The sequence below is a fragment of the Clostridium sp. D33t1_170424_F3 genome (assembly GCF_015667585.1).
GTDB lineage: Bacteria > Bacillota > Clostridia > Oscillospirales > Acutalibacteraceae > Anaeromassilibacillus.
This window is the reverse complement of the sequence record NZ_JADPEG010000004.1, coordinates 37,467-55,587: the sequence shown is the minus strand read 5'-3', so window position 1 is coordinate 55,587 and position 18,121 is coordinate 37,467. Positions and strand designations below refer to the sequence as shown.

Sequence of the window (18,121 nt, the reverse complement as noted above, 5' to 3'; positions counted from 1 at the left end):
TGCATAAAATAGAAATAAGAACAGACCCGTCAGTCCTCTTCTGCGCATGCGTTCGCCAACGGCTCCAGCTTCGCCGTCCTGTTTTGAGCATCCCTGCGGGTATCCTGCAACAGGTCCGCGTCATCCGGCAAATTTCCCCAAACCGAATATCTGCCGTCTTCCTGTATAACCACTTCCAGTTCCGTGTACTTTTCATATGTGTGCGGACAGAAGTCCTCTTCCTCTCCAAACAGGATACGGGCGGCGGCAACCCGCTTTTCGCCTCGGAAAAACAAACGCTTCATTTGACTGCTCCTTTCCAATGCAAACTCGAACATACTGAATTTTTATAACGCCAGGAGGTGTGGATATGGTTGTCAAGATGAACATCTATCACTGCATGAATCCGGAGGAAAATTCCAGCCCGCAATGGATGCGCCGGCCCAAGATTGCCGCGCCGCAGCAGGACGATCTGGTAAAGCAGTTCAAAGAATCCCCCGATTCTTTCTTCCCCAGTATGATTCCTCCCGCACGTCCGGAATAAACGCTTGTCCTATACCGCCCTAAGACAGGGCGGTACTTTTTTTGTAAAAAAATAGAGAGCCGTCCAGCTCTCTTTTATAAATGGAGCTTACTGCTCCTTAGAAGAGTAAAAGAATGTCGTACCGTCAACCACCTTGCACCATGCAGAACGTTCCAGCACATCCAGCACATCGTTGCGTTTGACCTTGCCGCCGACCGCCTTCGTTACCTCCGCCATACGAATCAACCGGTCTGGATTATGCTCAAAGAAATCCCTCAGCTGCGCTTCCAGATTCGCCGCCGGCGCGCTGTTTTTTTGTGCCTGTGCCTGATTGACCTTTCGGCTGATTAAAAACGCGTCCGTATGCTGCTTGACATACATCAGGAACATCGTCTTAATCCGGCTGACCAACCGGGGCGGCAGACCTTCCGCGGCAGCCAGCTGATCGAATTTGCACCGCGCCAAATCCGCCATGACCTTGTAATGATGCCGCTCACAGTAGATCAAAAACGGCCGGTATACCTCTCCGCAATAGACACTCTCAATCTCGTCCACAATAACAACCCTTTCCTGTTATGAGTTTAACAAGTCAGTATTATACAGGATTTAGGAAAAATCTTCAAGCCCTGTTTCTGCCGCCGGCACGAACTTTTTCTTCAAAAAAGTCCGATTCAATACGCTTTTTTCCGGACAAACCATCTGAAACCGGTAGCCGCCCTTTTACCAGTTCCCCTTTAAAAAGCACCTGCATCCCGCTTGTTTTTATCCCTGTTAAAATTATTATGTGAAATATTTTGTCTTAATATTGCTATAATCCCAAAAAGTGGTATGCTTTTCTTAAAGATATAATTTTTCCCGACAGACATACAGAAAACATCCCTATATTCAGCTGCAATCGAATTGTAAACTCCGTTTGATCCTCTCTATGGTCTGTGTATTGTTTCACAAAACAACCATATTTTCTTAAAAAGGAAAGCAAATGAACCGTCTGGGAAAGGAGCAAATCATGGATAAGGAAATGCAACTTGCTGCCGTGAAAGCGTATGGCAAACCCGAATATCCTGTCAAAGAAGAAGTTCTGCATTCCCCCGACCTGTTAAAAGCATTGCCAAAACGTTGGCATGCAAAGCCCGTTATCTGCATCCTGCTCGCTTTTACCGCTGCCAGCGGACTTTGCGCCTGTTCGGAGATTCAGCGGCCCAATACAGCGGCTCCCATCTTTGCGCATGGCGACGGGCGCGGCGCCTATGGATGCGTAAGCGTCGCCGCGCCGGTGTTTCTCTCGGAAGAGGAAGCCGCTCAGGTTATCCGCGAGGAAGCGCTGCTGCAAGGCGTGGATTTTTCCGGAACAAAATCCATTTATGGAGAGTTTCCCGCAACCAGCCTCTACAGCTTCCTGGAAGAGGAATCGGACCCCGGCACCTGGAAAGGCACCCTGGAGCTGGACGGGTATGATGAAGCCCTGGGAATCGGCTTTGAATACGTTTCCAAACAGGACGTAATCGACTGGCTAAAGGATGACAAAGCCTTGGCAAGTGTGGAGAGCTACGACATAAAAGGGACGGCGGAACGGCTGGCCGACGCCGTCGATAACATCGCTGTATTTTATGACCCCACCGCCGCTGAAGACTTCGACGGTAGTCTGAGCCGAACGGAGCTAAAAAAACAAATAAAGGAACAGCTGCGCGAGCAGGTCCGCGACTTTCTCTCCTGGCTTGCGGGGGAAGGGCTCATCTGAAAAAGGCCCTAAAGAAAATTACCGAAAAGGAGAACGCTATGGATCAGGAAATAAAAATAACAGCTGTAAGGTCATACCGCATCCCCGAATATCCTGTTAAGGAAGAGGCGGTAAACTCTCCCGACTTGCTGAAATCACTGCCTAAGCATTGGCGTACAAAACCCGCAATCTGTTTAGCGCTGGCCTTTACGATTTCAAGCGGGCTTTGCGCCTGTATGAATCGCAGCGAGGGACCGGGACTGCAAATTCCGATCTTTGAACACGGCGCCGGACGCGGTTCCTACGGGTGCGACAGCGTTGCTTCCCCCATATATCTATCCGAAGAGGAAGCCGCCCAGGTCATCCGTGAGGAAGCGCTGCTGCAGGGTGTGGATTTTTCCGGAAACAAGTCCATACACGGAGAGTTCCCCGCAACCAACCTCTACAGTTTTATCGAGGGGCACGTCGTTCCCGGCACCTGGAAGGGCGACCTGAAACTGGATGGATACGATCCGCATCTGGGCATCGGTTTTGAATATATCTCCGAACAGGATGTCAGCGCCTGGTTGGAGAACCGCAATCCCGTCGCCACGGTTGCCTGCTATGATATGAAGGGAACGGCAGAGCGAATGGCCGATATGGTGTCAGACGTTGCCGTGTTTTACGATCCCACCGCCGATTTTGGAGATTTTGATTGGAGCCAAATAGGAGCGGAAACCGAAACGTATCAGGCATACCTCGCGCAATTTGAAGAGGAACAAAAAGAAAAAATGAAGGAACAGCTGCGCGAGCAGGTCCGCGACTTCCTCTCCTGGCTTGCGGGAGAAGGGGTGATCTGATGCATTTTACACTTCATCTTACCGACGCATGCAATCTTGCCTGCCGCTACTGCTATGTAAATCAGAATACACACTACATGAGCGAAGAGGTCGCGCGTGCGGCCGTCAACCTGGCGGCCGGAACAGGGGATCATTGCGGCATCATTTTTTTCGGCGGCGAACCACTTTTGTGCCGGGAACGAATCGTCCAGACAATCCGCTATGCGGAAGGTCTGCAAAAGGACGGAAAAGGCCCTTTTCATTACAAGATCACCACAAACGGCACGCTTCTTGACGAACGCTTTTTGCGCTACTCGGCGGAGCATGAGGTATTCATCGCACTGTCTCACGATGGGATACAGCCCGCCCATGATTTAAACCGCATTCGTCCGGATGGGACGGGCACATTCGCCGATTTGGAGGCAAGGGCAAAGCTGCTTCTTAAATACCGCCCGTATGCGCCGGTCATGATGACAGTACCGCCAAACGCCGTGTCTTATTACCTTGAAGGCGTGGAATACCTTTACAGCCTTGGGTTTCGCTATCTGATCTGCACCATCGACTACGCGGGCGCATGGACCAGAGACACGCTGGAGGAATTGGAACGTCAATACCAATTGCTCGCCAAATGGTATAAAGAAAAAACACTCGCAGAAGAAAAATTCTATCTTTCTCCTTTTGAAGTGAAAATCTCTTCGTGGATTCACCGGACACACTATCGCGCCGAGCGCTGCGAGCTTGGAAAAAAGCAGATTTCCGTCGCACCGGACGGAAACCTCTATCCATGCGTGCAATTTGTAGGCGAAGAAGCGTACTGCATCGGCAATGTCTTCAGCGGAATCGACGAGACGCGCAGACAAAATCTCTATCTGCTCAATGAAGAGGAGCGCGAACCCTGTTCCGGCTGCGCAATTCGGAACCGCTGCAACCACCATTGCGCCTGCCTGAACAAACAGGCCACCGGCAGCTTTCAAACCGTTTCCCCGGTCCTTTGCGCCCATGAGCGTATTTTGACGCCTATCGCGGACCGGCTTGCGGAAAAACTGTATAAAAAGCGGGCCGCTATGTTTATCCAAAAGCAATACAATGATATGTTTCCCTTGTTGTCCCTTGCGGAAGACAAATTGTTTTATACAAAATAAGCTGAGTTTTTCCGATTCCTGAAATTATCCGGTTAACCCGGTATAAACGATTTTTGTTACGATCAAAGGTGGAAAATCTAGGATTATTTTGATGCAATAGAATAGCGACACGGATATGAGCGCATAAATATAAAAAAACGGCACAGCTTTTACACCGTGCTGCAATCCATCTGACAAATACATTTAAAAAGCCCGGCTCGAAGGCCGGGCTTTTCCAGTTTACTTTGAAAGCGTATGCTTTTCGCAGCTTTTACAGGCTTCCTTTTTTGCGCAGCCTTCACAGCCGGAACAGCCGCCGCAGGAACCTCTGTGCCGCCACGAATACCGCGCCGCAAAGAAAGCCGCTGCGAATAAAACCGCCAGAATACCATAATCCAAAACCTGCATAAACAAATCCTTTCTTACACAAACAGGGAACCAATCTGATAGACAAGGAACGCCGCAGCCCATGCGACCGCCGATTGGAAAAAGGCGACTGCCAGCGCCGCTTTTCCGCTGTTCATCTCCCGGCGCACCGCGCTGACCGCCGCCACACAGGGCGTGTAAAGCAGCGTAAAAACGAGGAACGACAACGCCGCCAGCGGAGAAAAGATTCCCGCCAGTGCGACGGGCAGATTCGCCGTGTTGGTGCCCGTGAGGACTGCAAAAGTGCTTACGACCGCTTCCTTGGCGGTAAAACCTGTCAGCAATGCGGTGGAAGCCCGCCAATCACCAAAGCCGAGCGGCGCGAAAACCGGCGCGATAAACCGGCCGATGCCGGCCAGCATGCCGGCATCTCCATCCGTCACCGGATTGAGCCGAGTGTCAAAGCTCTGCAGGAACCAAATGATGATGGTCGCCACAAAGATCACCGTAAAGGCACGGGTTAAAAAATCCTTTGCCTTATCCCACAGCAGCATACAGACGCTTTTAGGGCTGGGCAGCCGGTAATTGGGCAGTTCCATTACAAACGGGACCGGCTTCCCATGAAACAGCGTCCCTTTGAGAATCAGGCCGCTGACGATCCCCATCAGCATCCCGAACACATACAGGCCGATCATCACCAGCGCGCGGTACTTGGGGAAAAACGCCATGGTGAACATGCCGTAGATCGGCAGCTTGGCGGAACAGCTCATAAACGGCGTCAGTAAAATAGTCATTTTGCGGTCGCGCTCGCTGGAGAGGGTTCGGGTCGCCATGATGGCGGGCACCGAACAGCCGAAGCCGATCAGCATCGGCACAAAGCTGCGCCCGGAAAGCCCGATTTTACGCAGCAGCTTGTCCATCACAAAGGCGACGCGCGCCATATAACCGCTGTCCTCCAGGATGGAGAGAAAGAAAAACAAAACGACAATTGTCGGCAAGAACGAAAGGACGCTGCCGACGCCGGCAAACACGCCGTCGATCAGCAGAGAATGCACCACCGGATTGATCCCGTAAGCAATCAGCGCCGTGCTGACGGCATCGGTCACAAGCGCGATCCCCTCTGAAAGCAGATCGCTGAGAAACGCGCCAATCACACCGAAGGTCAGCCAGAAAATAACCATCATAATCGCCAGGAATATGGGAATCGCCAGATATTTATGCGTGAGGAAATTGTCAATCCGCACGCTGCGGGCATGCTCTTTGCTCTCTCCGCTTTTGACTACGGAATCCGCGCACAGGCGGTCGATGAAGGTATACCGCATATCGGCCAGCGCCGCTTCGCGGTCCGTGCCCAGTTCCTGCTCCATCTCCGTGACGCTGTGCTCCACCATGTCCTTTTCGTTTTCAGAAAGCTGCAATTTCTCCAGCATCGGCGTATCGCCTTCCACCAGCTTCGTCGCCGCAAAGCGCGGCGGTACATGGATGCGGTCCGCGTGGTCTTCCACCAGATGTGCGATGGAGTGGATGGCTCTATGTACCGCACCGGAGCAGAAATCCTGCCTTCGGGGCCGCTGCCTGTGGCGCGCGGTCTTGACGGCAATCTCGATCAGCTCGTCGATGCCTTCGTTTTTGCTGGCGGAGATCGGCACCACCGGCACGCCCAGCTCGCTCTGTAGATCGGCAATTTTAATGGTGCCGCCGTTGGCACGCACTTCGTCCATCATGTTCAGCGCGATTACCATCGGGATATTCAGCTCGATCAGCTGCATGCTCAGATAGAGGTTTCGCTCGATATTGGTCGCGTCAACGATATTGATAATGCCGTCCGGATTCTGGTTTAACAGAAAATCCCGCGTGACAATCTCCTCATTTGTGTACGGCGAAAGGGAGTAAATACCCGGAAGGTCCACGACGGTATCATCCTTATAGCCGCGGATCACGCCCTCCTTGCTCTCCACCGTGACGCCCGGAAAATTCCCCACGTGCTGGTTGGAACCGGTCAGCTGGTTGAACAGCGTTGTTTTTCCGCAATTCTGGTTGCCCGCCAACGCAAACATCATAGCGATTCTTCCTCCACTTCTATGTTCCTTGCATCGTCGGCGCGAAGCGTTAATTCATAGCCGCGCAGGTGCAGTTCGATCGGGTCTCCCATCGGCGCCACCTTGCGCACCATGACCTCTGTGTGAGGCGTCAGCCCCATATCCAACAGACGGCGGCGCAGCGCGCCCTGCCCGTTAACCGCTACAATTTTCGTCCTGTGGCCGATCTTTACTTCGTCAAGCGTCATTTCCCAAAATCCCCTTCCTCAAAGCCGCCGAAAAGTTAGCCTATGCTATCTATCGGTATTATAGACCTGCCCCCATATTTTGTCAAGAACAAGTTAGCCTTTGCAAACAAAAATCCCCTCTCAGAAAGATACTGAGAGGGGATTGCAAATATGACTGGATTACAGTTCCATTCCATCCAGAACCTTGCGCAGCGCCTCCGCCGAGGCCATCAGCTTGCGCTGCTCCAATCCGCTGAGCGGAATATCCAGCACCGTCTCCGCGCCGTTGCGCCCCACCACGGTGGGCACGCCCATACAGACGTCTCCCAGTCCGTAATGGCCGCAGATCAGGCTGGAAACCGGCAGAATGGAGTGCTCGTCGCGCACAATGCTCTCGCAGATGCGCCGCACCGCCATAGCGATGCCGTAATAGGTAGCGCCCTTCTTTTCGATGATCTCATAGGCGCTGTCGCGTACATCGGTATAGATGCGCTCCATCGCCTCCATGTGGTTGTAGTGGCCGCGCAGCTCGCAGAAGTGATTCAGGTCCACGCCGGAGACATTCGCGCTGCTCCATACGGCCAGCTCGCTGTCGCCGTGTTCGCCGATGATAAACGCATGGATGCTGCGGCTGTCCACATGCAGATGTTCTCCCAGCAGGTATTTCAGCCGCGCCGTATCCAGCACCGTACCGGAGCCGATGACCCGGTTCGCCGGGAATCCGGAAAGCTTCAGGGTCACATAGGTAAGGATGTCTACCGGATTGGAAACCACCAGCAGGATACCTTCCGTATTGCGCTTAACAATCTCCGGGATGATACTTTTAAAGATCTCCACATTTTTATTGACCAGATCGATGCGGGTTTCATCCGGCTTCTGCGCCGCGCCCGCCGTGATGATAATTAAAAAACAATCCGCCAGATCATCGTAGGTACCGGCATAAACCTTCATCGGCCGCGCAAACGGAAGGCCGTGGTTGAGGTCCATCGCCTCCCCTTCCGCCTTCTCCTGATTGGCGTCGATCAGAACCAGTTCGGAAAACAAACCGCTCTGCACCAGGCTGAAAGCCGACGTTGCGCCGACCGCACCGCAGCCGATCATCGCCGCTTTTTGAATGTTGACCATAATTGTTTCACTCCTTTTTCCTATTCATTATGCCGGAAACGCAAAGTTTCCGTCTTGAAATACCGGTACTTCCCCGCCGTCGGGCAGAATCCCGGCAATCTGCATATCCTCGCTGCCAAACATAAAGTCGCAGTGTTCCTTGGAATAGTTTGCTCCAGCCGACTCCAGCTCTTTCCGATCCATTGATGCGCTGCCCTCGATGTTCTCCGGATAGGACGCGCCCAGCGCCAGATGGCAGGACGCATTTTCATCGAAGAGCGTCGTCAGGAACAGGATGCCGGAACGGGAAATCGGGGAATCATAGGGAACCAGGGCGACCTCGCCCAAATATGCGCTGCCCTCGTCAAACTCCACCAGGTTTTTGAGCACATCCACGCCTTTTTCCGCGCCGTAGTCCACCACCTTGCCATTTTCAAAGGCAAACCAGAAATTTTCAATCATTTTTCCCTGATAGTTCAGCGGCTTCGTGGCATATACTTTTCCGTCCACATGGTATTTATCGGGCGCGGTAAACACCTCTTCCGTAGGCATATTCGGCGCAAAGACCGCGCCGTTGTCCGCTTTGGAGCAGCCTCCCTGCCAGACATGTTTTGGCGCAAGGCCAACGGTCAGATCGGTCCCCTTTCCATTTGCAAAATGCAGCGCACAGAAATGGTATTCATTCAGCCTGCGGCTGTGATCCATCAGGCTTTCCTCATGGGCGCGCCACTCGGCTATCGGGTCGTTATCCTCGGAGATACGAACACCCGTCAGGATCGCTTTCCAAAGCGCGTCGACGGCATCCGCCTCTTCCATTTCCGGAAAAACTTTCTTTGCCCATGCGGCAGTTGGGACCGCAACAATACTCCATTGCCCATGGTTTGCCATGGTATAGGCTTCAAACTTTTCAAAGGCTTGCTCCTGCGCAATGCGCACCGCCTGCAGCTTTTCGCCGGGAATATGTCCCAGCAGGCCGGGCGTACTGGATTTTATGTGCAGGAAACAGCATTTTCGGTCAATGTGGTTCTGCTTCTGCTCCACCCGCCAGGGGGCAATCTCCGTCAGCGTCGCCTGATCCTCATATTCGTAGCGGAGCCGTTCGGCCTGCTCATCCACCCAGTTGACCTGTACTTCTCCCGCACCGGCGCGATATGCTTCTTCTACACACAAACGAGCAAATCTCGCGCAGTCTACAGGGGCGTTTAAAACCATCAGCTGGCCTTTTTGCACATTGACGCCGACGCGCACCGCCAGCTCCGCATATTTTCTCAACAGCTTTTGTGAAATCATTGCAATCTACCTCTTTTCCGCCGCAGGTTTACCTGCTTCATTCCTGCTTATCATATCCGATTTCTGGTAAAAATACAACTGACGCGCAGAAAACTTTGTATATCCGCCGTCTTTTCCGGTCATAATCAGTCATCAGCAAATCATTTTCCGTTATCCTGACCAAAATATCGGCTGCAAAGCAGGGTATCTGCTGTTTTACACAAAGCTCATGACTGATTTTCGTCACTTTTCTGATTGAAATTGATTGACTATGACTGTTTTTGGCTGTATTATAAAGTCAAAGGAAGTGATACCATGCTGACGGAAGAACGGCATGCAGCCATTTTAAAAATGCTGGAGGAAAAAAAGGCGGTCTCCGTGATCGAGCTGACAGAGCTCCTGCATACCTCCGAATCCACTATCCGGCGCGATCTGACCGTACTGCACCGCCTGGGCAGGCTGAATAAGGTGCACGGCGGCGCAACCGCTATCAGCGGCATTTTCAAAGTGACGGAGGACGAAACCGCCGTCAAACACAGCCTTAACGTAGAGGATAAACACAGCATCGCGCAGTACGCTGCGTCCCTGGTCAAAAAGAACGACTTCGTCTTTCTGGACGCCGGCACCACAACGGAACTGATGATCGACTATCTGACAGAACAGAACGCGGTTTACGTGACGAACGGTATCGTCCATGCGCGCAAACTGGCCCAAAAAGGCATGAAAACGCATGTGATCGCCGGAAGCATCAAGGCGGTGACCGAGGCGATCATCGGCACGGAGGCGGTCCACAGCCTGCAGCGGTTCCGCTTCTCGATCGGTTTTTTCGGCACAAACGGCGTCAGTCTGCAGGCCGGCTACACCACGCCGGACATCGATGAAGCGCGCGTCAAAACCGAAGCCATGCTGCACAGCAACCGCTGTTTTGTTTTGGCGGACGCCTCCAAATTCAACCAACTGTTTTCCGTGACCTTTGCGGAGCTGTCCAGCGCGGAGATCATCACCACGACGCTCTCCGAAAAACAATTCGGCACGCGCACCAAGGTCATTGAAACCATCCCCGGAAAGGAGACTCCCTCCACATGATTTACACCGTTACATTTAATCCTTCTCTCGATTACATCGTTCGCCTTCCCTCTTTGGCGCTCGGCGGCGTCAACCGGACGGAAAAAGAGGAGCTCTATCCCGGCGGCAAGGGAATCAACGTCTCCATCATGCTGCGGAATCTCGGCGTTGAAAGTACCGCTTTGGGGTTTATCGCGGGCTTTACCGGGACGGAGATCAGCCGCCTGCTGGACCAAAACGGATGCCGCACCGACTTTATCCGCATTGCGGACGGCTTTTCCCGCATCAATGTGAAGATCAAAGCAGAACAGGAAAGCGAGATCAACGGGCAGGGGCCGCATATATCGCCAGCCGACCTGTCGGCGTTGTATCAAAAGCTGGACCAACTCAACGAAAACGATCTTCTGGTATTGGCGGGCAGCATTCCCAACACGTTGCCGCCGGACGTTTATGAAAAGATTCTGGAGCGTCTCCAAAACAGAAACATCCACGCGGTTGTGGACGCAACCGGGGACCTGTTAAAAAATGTTCTGAAATACCGGCCTTTTCTGATCAAGCCTAACAACCATGAACTGGGCGAGCTCTTCGGCAAAGTACTGGAAACGGACGAAGAACTCATCCTGCACGCCAAAAAGCTGCAGGAACAAGGCGCGCGCAACGTTCTGATCTCCATGGCGGGCAGCGGCGCAATCCTGGTGGATGAGAACGGTTCCATCTGCAAAAGCCTGCCGCCGAGCGGCAAGGTAGCCAATTCCGTTGGCGCGGGCGATTCCATGGTGGCGGGTTTCCTCGCCGGGTATCTGCAGTCCGGCGACTACGGGACCGCTTTTAAAACAGGGCTGGCAGCCGGCAGCGCCTCTGCCTTCCAGGAATGGCTGGCATCCGGAAACGACGTCCGTACCCTTTTACAAACGCTTTGAGGACATTTGTTTATATATGAGGAGGAATACATCATGCGTATCACCGAGCTGTTAAACAAAGACGCGATGGATCTGCACGCCGCACCCAAAAGCAAGGAAGAAGCCATCCATCATCTGGTCGACCTGATGATGAAATCCGGCAATATTCTCGATCGGGAAACCTATGAAGCTTGTGTCTTTAAGCGCGAGACCGCCGGTTCTACCGGCATCGGAGAGGGCGTTGCCATCCCGCACGCCAAAACCAGTGCGGTTAAAAAGGCCGGGCTGAGCGTAATGGTCGCACCGGACGGCGTGGATTTTGACACGCTGGACGGAGAACCCGCACGCCTGTTCTTCCTGATCGCCGCGCCGGACACGGAAGAAAACATCCATCTTGACGTACTGGGCCGGCTGAGCGTCCTTCTGATGGACGACGCGTTCCGCCAAAGCCTGATGGACGCCAAAGACAAAGACGCCTTTTTCCGCCTGATCGACGCGGCGGAAAACAAAAAGCTGGCGGAAACCAGACAAAAGGAAGAAGCGGCAAAGCAGGCCTCATCCGGCGCATACCGCATCCTGGCCGTCACCGCCTGCCCCACCGGCATCGCACACACCTATATGGCGGCGGAAAGCCTGGAGGAGAAGGCCAAGGAGATGGGCGTCGCCATCAAAGTGGAAACCAACGGTTCCGGCGGCAAAAAGAATGTATTGACCCGCGCGGAAATCGCGGCGGCGGACGGCGTCATCATTGCGGCGGACACCAAGGTGGATATGCCCCGTTTTGACGGCAAGCCGGTGATTCAGACCAGGGTTTCGGACGGCATTTCCCGCCCCAAGGAATTGATCGAAACGATTTTAAACGGCAATGCGCCCGTTTACCACGCGGAAGGCGGTAAGCAGGCCGTCACGGAGGAAAGCAAAGAGGGCATCGGCCATCAAATCTACAAGCACCTGATGAACGGCGTCTCCAACATGCTGCCGTTTGTCATCGGCGGCGGCATTCTGATCGCGATCGCCTTCCTGCTCGATACCATCCTGGCTCCCGGCGCGGACCCTGCAAATTTTGGCATGAACTCTCCTGCCGCCGCATTCTTTAAGACGGTCGGCAACGCGGCGTTCGGCTTTATGCTCCCGATCCTCGCGGGCTTTATTGCAAGCAGCATCGCGGACCGTCCGGGACTGGCGGTCGGCTTTGTCGGCGGCGCGCTTGCCAATGCGGGCGGTTCCGGCTTCCTGGGCGCGCTGATCGCGGGTTTCATCGCCGGATACCTGATGCTGGGCCTGGAAAAGCTCTGCGGACGCCTGCCCAAATCGCTGGAGGGCACCAAGCCGGTGCTGATTTACCCGGTTGTCGGCATCCTGGCCATTGGCGCAATCATTACCTTCATTGTGAATCCGCCGGTTTCCATGCTGAACCTCTGGATCAGCAACTCCCTGTCCAGTATGAACGAAGCCAGCGGCATCCTGCTCGGCGCGCTGGTCGGCGGCATGATGAGCGTCGACATGGGCGGCCCGGTCAACAAGGCGGCCTATGTGTTCGGCACGGCTTCCCTGATCAACGCCGCGGGCGATCCGGTCTCCTCCGGCGTCATGGCGGCTGTGATGATCGGCGGCATGGTGCCTCCGCTTGCAATCGCACTGTGCACCACCTTCTTTAAAAATCGTTTCACTGTGAAAGAGCGCCAGACCACGCTGACCAACTATATCATGGGCTTCTCCTTCATCACGGAGGGCGTAATCCCGTTCGCCGCCGCCGACCCGCTGCGCGTCATTCCCTCCTGCGTTGTTGGCTCCGCCGTCGCCGGCGCGCTCTCCATGCTGTTCGGCTGCACACTGCCCGCACCCCACGGCGGTATCTTTGTCTTCGCTGTCGTACAAAACTGGCCCATGTATCTGCTCTCTCTTCTGATCGGCTCCGTAATCGCCATGATTCTGCTGGCAATTCTGAAAAAGCCGGTCAAGGAAACGGCCTGATCTATTGACCGGCCAGAATTTTCCTCCTATAATAAGGATAACCGCATTTCCCTGTGGGGAATTTATAACCGCCCCGGTTCTGCCGGGACGCCATCAAAATGCAAGGAGATAGGAACAATGAAGGAATTTAAGTATGTAATTACCGACAATGAAGGAATCCACGCCAGACCGGCCGGCCTGTTGGTCAAAAAAGCGAAGGAATTTGCAAGCGCCGTCACCCTCAAAAAAGGCGAGCAGTCCGGCGACGCCAAGAAAATCTTCTCCGTCATGGGCCTTGCAGCCAAAAAGGGCGAGGAAATCGTCGTCACCGTCGACGGTGCGGACGAGGATACTGCGGCTCCCGCACTGGAAGCGTTCTTCAAGGAAAATTTATAAGCTGAATTTTCATAGAAGCAATGGGACGGATATGCAATGTGCATATCCGTCCCATTTTTTACACTACAATAATTTTTGGTACAGCTCAAACCGGTTCAGCCCGTAATTCGAACACCCCAGATCCACGGTGTCCACGTAATGAAACCCGCACTTTTTATACAGGCCGATTGCGGGCGTGTTGTTCTCGTAAACGTCCAGTCTTACCGCTTTGGCTTTCTGCTCCACACTGTACCGGACAGCAAACTCTATCAGCGCTTTTCCTACTCCCTTGCCCAGGTACTGTGGATGGACAGCCAAAGTATAGACCACAAAAACCTCTGCATCCTCCAGATGGACATGCCAGTCAGCCTGGGAATACCCTGCCTCCGGCTCATGGCGCAGAATAACCGTCCCAATAATTTGACCGCTGCTTCTGGCTACAAACAAAGTTCCTTCTTCTATTCCATCCTCCGCAGTTTTCCGGACTGGGTAAACGCCCTTGATCCAGCCGGGGAAATTCGTATGGCGGGCCAGGTAATCATTTAAGGCGTCATAGAGCTTTTCCAGCTCGTTCACATCCATCTTTGTTCCTTTTTCAAATAGCAATTTCATTTTATCACTTTTCCTGTTTTAGCATTATGGCAATCACATGTATGCCATATCAAAGCGCTTCTCCATCGGATACAGCCCATCAGCGTCCGCTTCCTTTTCCAGATCCCGATTACCCCAGCTTTTGATAAAAGCCGTGCGCGGTCTGTGAAGCGCAAAGACGCAGGGTCACTGCCCCCACTTCAAGAGCATACGCCTCCCCTGCATTCACAAGCATACTGCCAACCCCTTTTCCATGAAGCTCCGGTGAAACAAAAACCGTCCGCAGCCAGTATTCCCGCTCCTTCTCCCAGGAGGGAAGCACACAGAGCACACCCACCAGAGCAGTTTCGAGCAGCGCGACAAACATCCGCCCCTGTCCAGCCATTGCGCGGACGGCTCCCGGCGTATGCTCCCGCACAAGCCGCTCTACTTCCTCCTCCGGATAGTCCCGGCTGTTGACCTCCCGCAGGTTGCGGTGGATCAGATGCACGATCTCCTCCGCGTCGCCTACTTGAAACCCCCGTATTTGAATGGACATCTGTATCCCCCGTTTCTCTGAATGTGTTTATTATAGGCGGTATTCTTACAAAAGCCAAGTGAAAGCTGTTCACGATATGTAAAATCTTCTGGGTTTCGCTGGCTTTTTGTCGAACAAAGCAGTATACTGCAATTTATAAGGTCTATATATTTCATCATAAAGGAGGGCATTTATATGCCGGTCAGCGCAATTGGCACCAGAGAAAACATTAAAATCATTGACAAAGCCGAATATGGCAATATGCGGGTGGAGGTTATGGAATATCAGCACCTGCTGGGTTCCACCAATACATATGCCGCCATGGACATGTATTTTATGGAAAAGCAGAACATCCGTGCCCGTCAGGTTGCGGTTTATCTGAATAACGATCTGGTCACCGTCGAGCCGGGCGCCATGAGCTATTTCCGAGGGAATCTGGAGATGGTCTCCGGCGTTACAGTGGGCAACGCACTGGGCCGCATGTTCTCCAGCATGGTCACGGGCGAGGGCGTCGCACAGCCGGAATACCGGGGCAGCGGCATGCTGGTGTTGGAGCCCTCCTTTAATCATTTCTTAATTTTACAGCTCGACAAAGAGGAAATCATCGTAGACAAGGGCATGTTTTACTGTGCGCAGGGCAGCGTAACTGTAAAACCCATCATGCAGCGCAATGTTTCCTCCGCCATGGCGGGCGGAGAGGGCCTGTTCCAGATTTCCCTGTCCGGCTCCGGCCTGGTGGTGCTGGAATGCCTGGTCCCATCCTGCGAAATCGATATTGTCGAACTTGAAAACGATACCCTCAAGGTGGACGGCAATTTTGCCGTGCTCCGCACCGGTAATCTGCAGTTTACGGTGGAGCGCTCTGCCAAAACTCTGATTGGCTCCGCTGTCAGCGGGGAAGGCCTCGTCAACGTGTACCGCGGGACCGGTTCTGTCTGGCTGGCGCCCACTATTAAAATCTACAATACAATTTCCCAGGCCCGCGCCATGGGAACCGGCAGCACTCACGCAATGAACATGAACACCAGCCGCAGCTGATAAAAATGTATAATTTGTTAACTTTTCTTACTTTTTAGTGACAAACATGCGCTCTTGTTGAGATTTTTGTCTTTTTGTAGTATAATTTTTAACAAAATCACCTTTGCAAAAACCTGAGCGGCCCCTTCCTGGGCGCTGCATACTGGAGAGTATCACAAAATGACTGGACCCGACCCACTTCAAATCTTTTTTCTCGATCTGGATAAACGCACCCCGCCCCGCCCGCTGTTTTACCGTATCATTGGAAGGGATAAAGAGGGCGCAATTGATCGCTTTATCGACCGCTACCGTACGGAAGCCACACGGGAGGGTCTGTATTTTCATACCCCTCTGTCCAATCCGCCGGAAGCGCAGATCCAGAAATTTTACGACACCATCGGAACGAACTTTACTCCAACACCGCAGCTTGCCGTCCGGCATTTGACCGTCTGGATGGGGCAGCTCCGCCCGGCACAGCGCGAAAAAGTCGCACATGCGATGGGAGCAACTTTGGAAGCCCTGCGCAAGCAGAACCACGCAAACGATACGATTATCCGCAACACCTATATCAAGCTGATGTGTTGGATGCGTGAAACCTGCAGCCGCGTCCTGATGCATTTTTCTGACCAATTGGCCCCGAAGGTTCTCTATGAGGGAACCATTTCCAAATATGAAGTGTATTTGCTGCATCTGCTGCACCTTGCGGGCTGCGACGTCGTGTTTTTAAACTGGACATCGGATGAAACCTATTTAAAGGCTGACCCACATTCGGCGTTTTCCACTCCTGTTTACAATGAAGTCCGTACGGAACCGGCAAAAGCGGTTCCTTCGCCCACAGCCAGACCCATTCCAGCACCGGTTCCAAGCGCAGTTCCGGTCCGGCCCCGGGTATCTCTGACGCGGCCCGGCGCCGCTCCGTCAACCGGCGCCGGAAATCTGCGCAGCAGCCTGCAGGGGATGGGGCAAACAGTCAACATCAACGGCTGGGCCAAGGACGCGGACCCATTTGAAGCGGTGCTTCTGCCCAACAGCCGGCGTTCCACAGCACAGCCGCCCGCTCTGTGCAATCTGTTCGTTTTCACTTTGGGCGCGCAATCGCGCGAAGAATACCGGAATCGGCTGTTTTCCCTGAAAAACCGTCTGGCATCCAGCGGTAAGACCTGGGGACTGGTGGAAAACCGTATCCCCCCGCCCACCAACGAGGAAATCGCCCTGTTCCGCGACTGCAACCGCAGCTTGACCGCCGAGGCGTTGGCGGAACAGCTGGCTTCCCGGCTTTCACTGCCGTGCGGAAAACTGCCAACCATGCTGGCGCAGCGGGCGTTCCTGTCCGCCATGGACCGTCTGAATGAAAAGGACGCTGGAAAATTATACAATCAGGGCGTTCGCCTTGCCTGCTGGATGCGGCGCTACGGAGAAAAATTGTTCGCCGGCTACCGGGCGGAGCTGCAGCCCGTTTTCCTGTATTATGGAACCATAAACATACACGAACTGACGCTCCTGTGGGCGATGGCTGCCATGGGAACCGACGTGCTTTACTTCTGCCCCGATCTGTCCGTCCAGGCGACACTGGGGACCAATCCGCTGATTCAGGACGCAAGGACCATCGTACTGCCCAATACCCTTCCGGTGGAGCCTTTCCCTCAGCACGAGGAACGGGTGCGGGCCGCAACGGTCGCTTACAAGGCCTCCCGGGAGCTGGACCAGATTCTCTATACGGACACCGGGATGTTCCGCAACCGACAGTTTACCCGTTCCGTGCCGGTCACGTTGAAAACGACCATCGACGAAGTCGGCATCCTGTGGAAGGAGCAGGCGCAGTTCCGCCCCTGCTTTGAAACGGAGAGCGGGACTGTAAAGGTGCCGAACATCTTTGCTAAAATCTGCGGCGTCGACGGCGGCGATATGGAATCGTACTGGGACCGCATCCAGGACATGATCACGGACAAAACCTTCCTTGTGGACCGCATTCCCTTTTTCAGCCAGCTTTGCGGCACAAAAGCAGCCAGTCCGGATCGGCTGCGGCAGTTTGTGCACAACGGCAAAATCGACCCCGCACAGCTCAAGCGCGCCAGCATTTATCAATATGCTTATTTGCCTGAGGATACCCAGGATTATATATTGGAAAAAATCCAGATGATGATCGACTGCGACATTTTGAAAAGCCCCGGAAAGGACCTCCCTATCGCCGCTCTGGCGGTACTGCTGAACCTGAACCAGGCGTTGCTGCAGGCAATTCAGGCCTTTGATTTTACGCAGCACATCCCCAAGCTGATGATCATCGATACCACGGAAAACGTATTTTCCCTGGAGGACTGTATTCTGACCGCGTTTTTAAATCTGGTCGGCTTTGACATCGCCGTCTTTACCCCGACCGGATACCGGAATCTGGAAACCCATATCAACGAAGACAGCTTTGAAATTTACCAGGCGGGCGATTTTGTCTTCCATCAGACGGCGCCCGATTTTAAAAACAGAAAGCGGGCCGGCGGTTCCTCCGCATGGCTCAGCAAATTATTTGGGAAAGGCAGGAATTAATGT

General features: G+C 53.6%; 18 protein-coding genes. 10 read left to right on the top strand and 8 right to left on the bottom strand.

What is annotated here, in order from left to right; genetic code table 11:
* Positions 1 to 29 precede the first annotated feature (29 nt).
* The gene (locus tag I4V53_RS03630; protein ID WP_195984034.1) at positions 30 to 284 is read right to left on the bottom strand and encodes a hypothetical protein; all 255 of its coding nucleotides are present in this window, start codon (positions 282 to 284) and stop codon (positions 30 to 32) included.
* A 65-nt stretch (positions 285 to 349) separates the two neighbouring features.
* Between I4V53_RS03630 and I4V53_RS03625 the strand changes: the two genes are divergently transcribed.
* Positions 350 to 523, top strand: coding sequence for a hypothetical protein (locus I4V53_RS03625; protein ID WP_195984033.1), 174 nt, complete (start codon positions 350 to 352; stop codon positions 521 to 523).
* Positions 524 to 610: 87 nt separating this feature from the next.
* On the opposite strand, the gene I4V53_RS03620 is transcribed toward I4V53_RS03625, so the two are convergent.
* Entirely contained in the window at positions 611 to 1,057 is a 447-nt protein-coding gene (locus I4V53_RS03620; protein ID WP_195984032.1) for a hypothetical protein, read from the bottom strand.
* A 451-nt stretch (positions 1,058 to 1,508) separates the two neighbouring features.
* On the opposite strand from I4V53_RS03620, the gene I4V53_RS03615 reads away from it, so the two are divergent.
* The 3 genes from I4V53_RS03615 (at position 1,509) to I4V53_RS03605 (ending at position 4,179) form a co-directional block, all read left to right on the top strand.
* The gene (locus I4V53_RS03615) at positions 1,509 to 2,240 is read left to right on the top strand and encodes a hypothetical protein (RefSeq protein WP_195984031.1); all 732 of its coding nucleotides are present in this window, start codon (positions 1,509 to 1,511) and stop codon (positions 2,238 to 2,240) included.
* 215 nt (positions 2,241 to 2,455) lie between these two features.
* Entirely contained in the window at positions 2,456 to 3,058 is a 603-nt protein-coding gene (locus I4V53_RS03610; protein ID WP_195984030.1) for a hypothetical protein, read from the top strand.
* A complete protein-coding gene (locus I4V53_RS03605; RefSeq protein WP_195984029.1) occupies positions 3,058 to 4,179 on the top strand; it encodes a radical SAM/SPASM domain-containing protein in 1,122 nt (373 codons plus the stop codon). Before I4V53_RS03610 ends, I4V53_RS03605 begins: the two co-directional genes overlap by 1 nt.
* Before the next feature lie 401 nt (positions 4,180 to 4,580).
* Here I4V53_RS03605 and feoB read toward each other — a convergent pair whose 3' ends face one another.
* The 4 genes from feoB to I4V53_RS03585 form a co-directional block, all read right to left on the bottom strand.
* Entirely contained in the window at positions 4,581 to 6,584 is a 2,004-nt protein-coding gene (gene feoB, locus I4V53_RS03600; RefSeq protein ID WP_195984028.1) for a ferrous iron transport protein B, read from the bottom strand.
* Entirely contained in the window at positions 6,581 to 6,811 is a 231-nt protein-coding gene (locus I4V53_RS03595) for a FeoA family protein (protein WP_195984027.1), read from the bottom strand. The genes feoB and I4V53_RS03595 overlap by 4 nt, the downstream gene beginning before the upstream one ends.
* A 159-nt stretch (positions 6,812 to 6,970) precedes the next feature.
* Positions 6,971 to 7,915: an L-lactate dehydrogenase gene (locus I4V53_RS03590; RefSeq protein WP_195984026.1), complete on the bottom strand. Its 945-nt coding sequence runs from the start codon at positions 7,913 to 7,915 to the stop codon at positions 6,971 to 6,973.
* 27 nt (positions 7,916 to 7,942) lie between these two features.
* Positions 7,943 to 9,184, bottom strand: coding sequence for an aminopeptidase (locus I4V53_RS03585; RefSeq protein WP_195984025.1), 1,242 nt, complete (start codon positions 9,182 to 9,184; stop codon positions 7,943 to 7,945).
* A 294-nt stretch (positions 9,185 to 9,478) separates the two neighbouring features.
* On the opposite strand from I4V53_RS03585, the gene I4V53_RS03580 reads away from it, so the two are divergent.
* From I4V53_RS03580 to I4V53_RS03565, 4 genes are all read left to right on the top strand, one after another.
* Entirely contained in the window at positions 9,479 to 10,249 is a 771-nt protein-coding gene (locus tag I4V53_RS03580) for a DeoR/GlpR family DNA-binding transcription regulator (RefSeq protein ID WP_195984024.1), read from the top strand.
* Positions 10,246 to 11,148: a 1-phosphofructokinase gene (pfkB, locus tag I4V53_RS03575; protein WP_195984023.1), complete on the top strand. Its 903-nt coding sequence runs from the start codon at positions 10,246 to 10,248 to the stop codon at positions 11,146 to 11,148. Before I4V53_RS03580 ends, pfkB begins: the two co-directional genes overlap by 4 nt.
* 33 nt (positions 11,149 to 11,181) lie before the next feature.
* A complete protein-coding gene (locus I4V53_RS03570) occupies positions 11,182 to 13,101 on the top strand; it encodes a PTS fructose transporter subunit IIABC (protein ID WP_195984022.1) in 1,920 nt (639 codons plus the stop codon).
* 117 nt (positions 13,102 to 13,218) lie between these two features.
* On the top strand, positions 13,219 to 13,476 hold the full coding sequence (locus I4V53_RS03565; RefSeq protein WP_195984021.1) for an HPr family phosphocarrier protein: 258 nt from the start codon (positions 13,219 to 13,221) through the stop codon (positions 13,474 to 13,476).
* 63 nt (positions 13,477 to 13,539) lie between these two features.
* Here I4V53_RS03565 and I4V53_RS03560 read toward each other — a convergent pair whose 3' ends face one another.
* Both I4V53_RS03560 and I4V53_RS03555 read right to left on the bottom strand, forming a co-directional pair.
* On the bottom strand, positions 13,540 to 14,067 hold the full coding sequence (locus I4V53_RS03560; protein WP_195984020.1) for a GNAT family N-acetyltransferase: 528 nt from the start codon (positions 14,065 to 14,067) through the stop codon (positions 13,540 to 13,542).
* Positions 14,068 to 14,176: 109 nt separating this feature from the next.
* Positions 14,177 to 14,584, bottom strand: coding sequence for a GNAT family N-acetyltransferase (locus tag I4V53_RS03555; protein WP_195984019.1), 408 nt, complete (start codon positions 14,582 to 14,584; stop codon positions 14,177 to 14,179).
* Between the two features lie 174 nt (positions 14,585 to 14,758).
* Here I4V53_RS03555 and I4V53_RS03550 point away from each other — a divergent pair, with 174 nt between their 5' ends.
* Both I4V53_RS03550 and I4V53_RS03545 read left to right on the top strand, forming a co-directional pair.
* Positions 14,759 to 15,601, top strand: coding sequence for an AIM24 family protein (locus tag I4V53_RS03550; RefSeq protein WP_195984018.1), 843 nt, complete (start codon positions 14,759 to 14,761; stop codon positions 15,599 to 15,601).
* Positions 15,602 to 15,760: 159 nt separating this feature from the next.
* Positions 15,761 to 18,118, top strand: coding sequence for a YceG family protein (locus I4V53_RS03545; protein WP_195984017.1), 2,358 nt, complete (start codon positions 15,761 to 15,763; stop codon positions 18,116 to 18,118).
* The last annotated feature ends 3 nt before the right edge of the window (positions 18,119 to 18,121 follow it).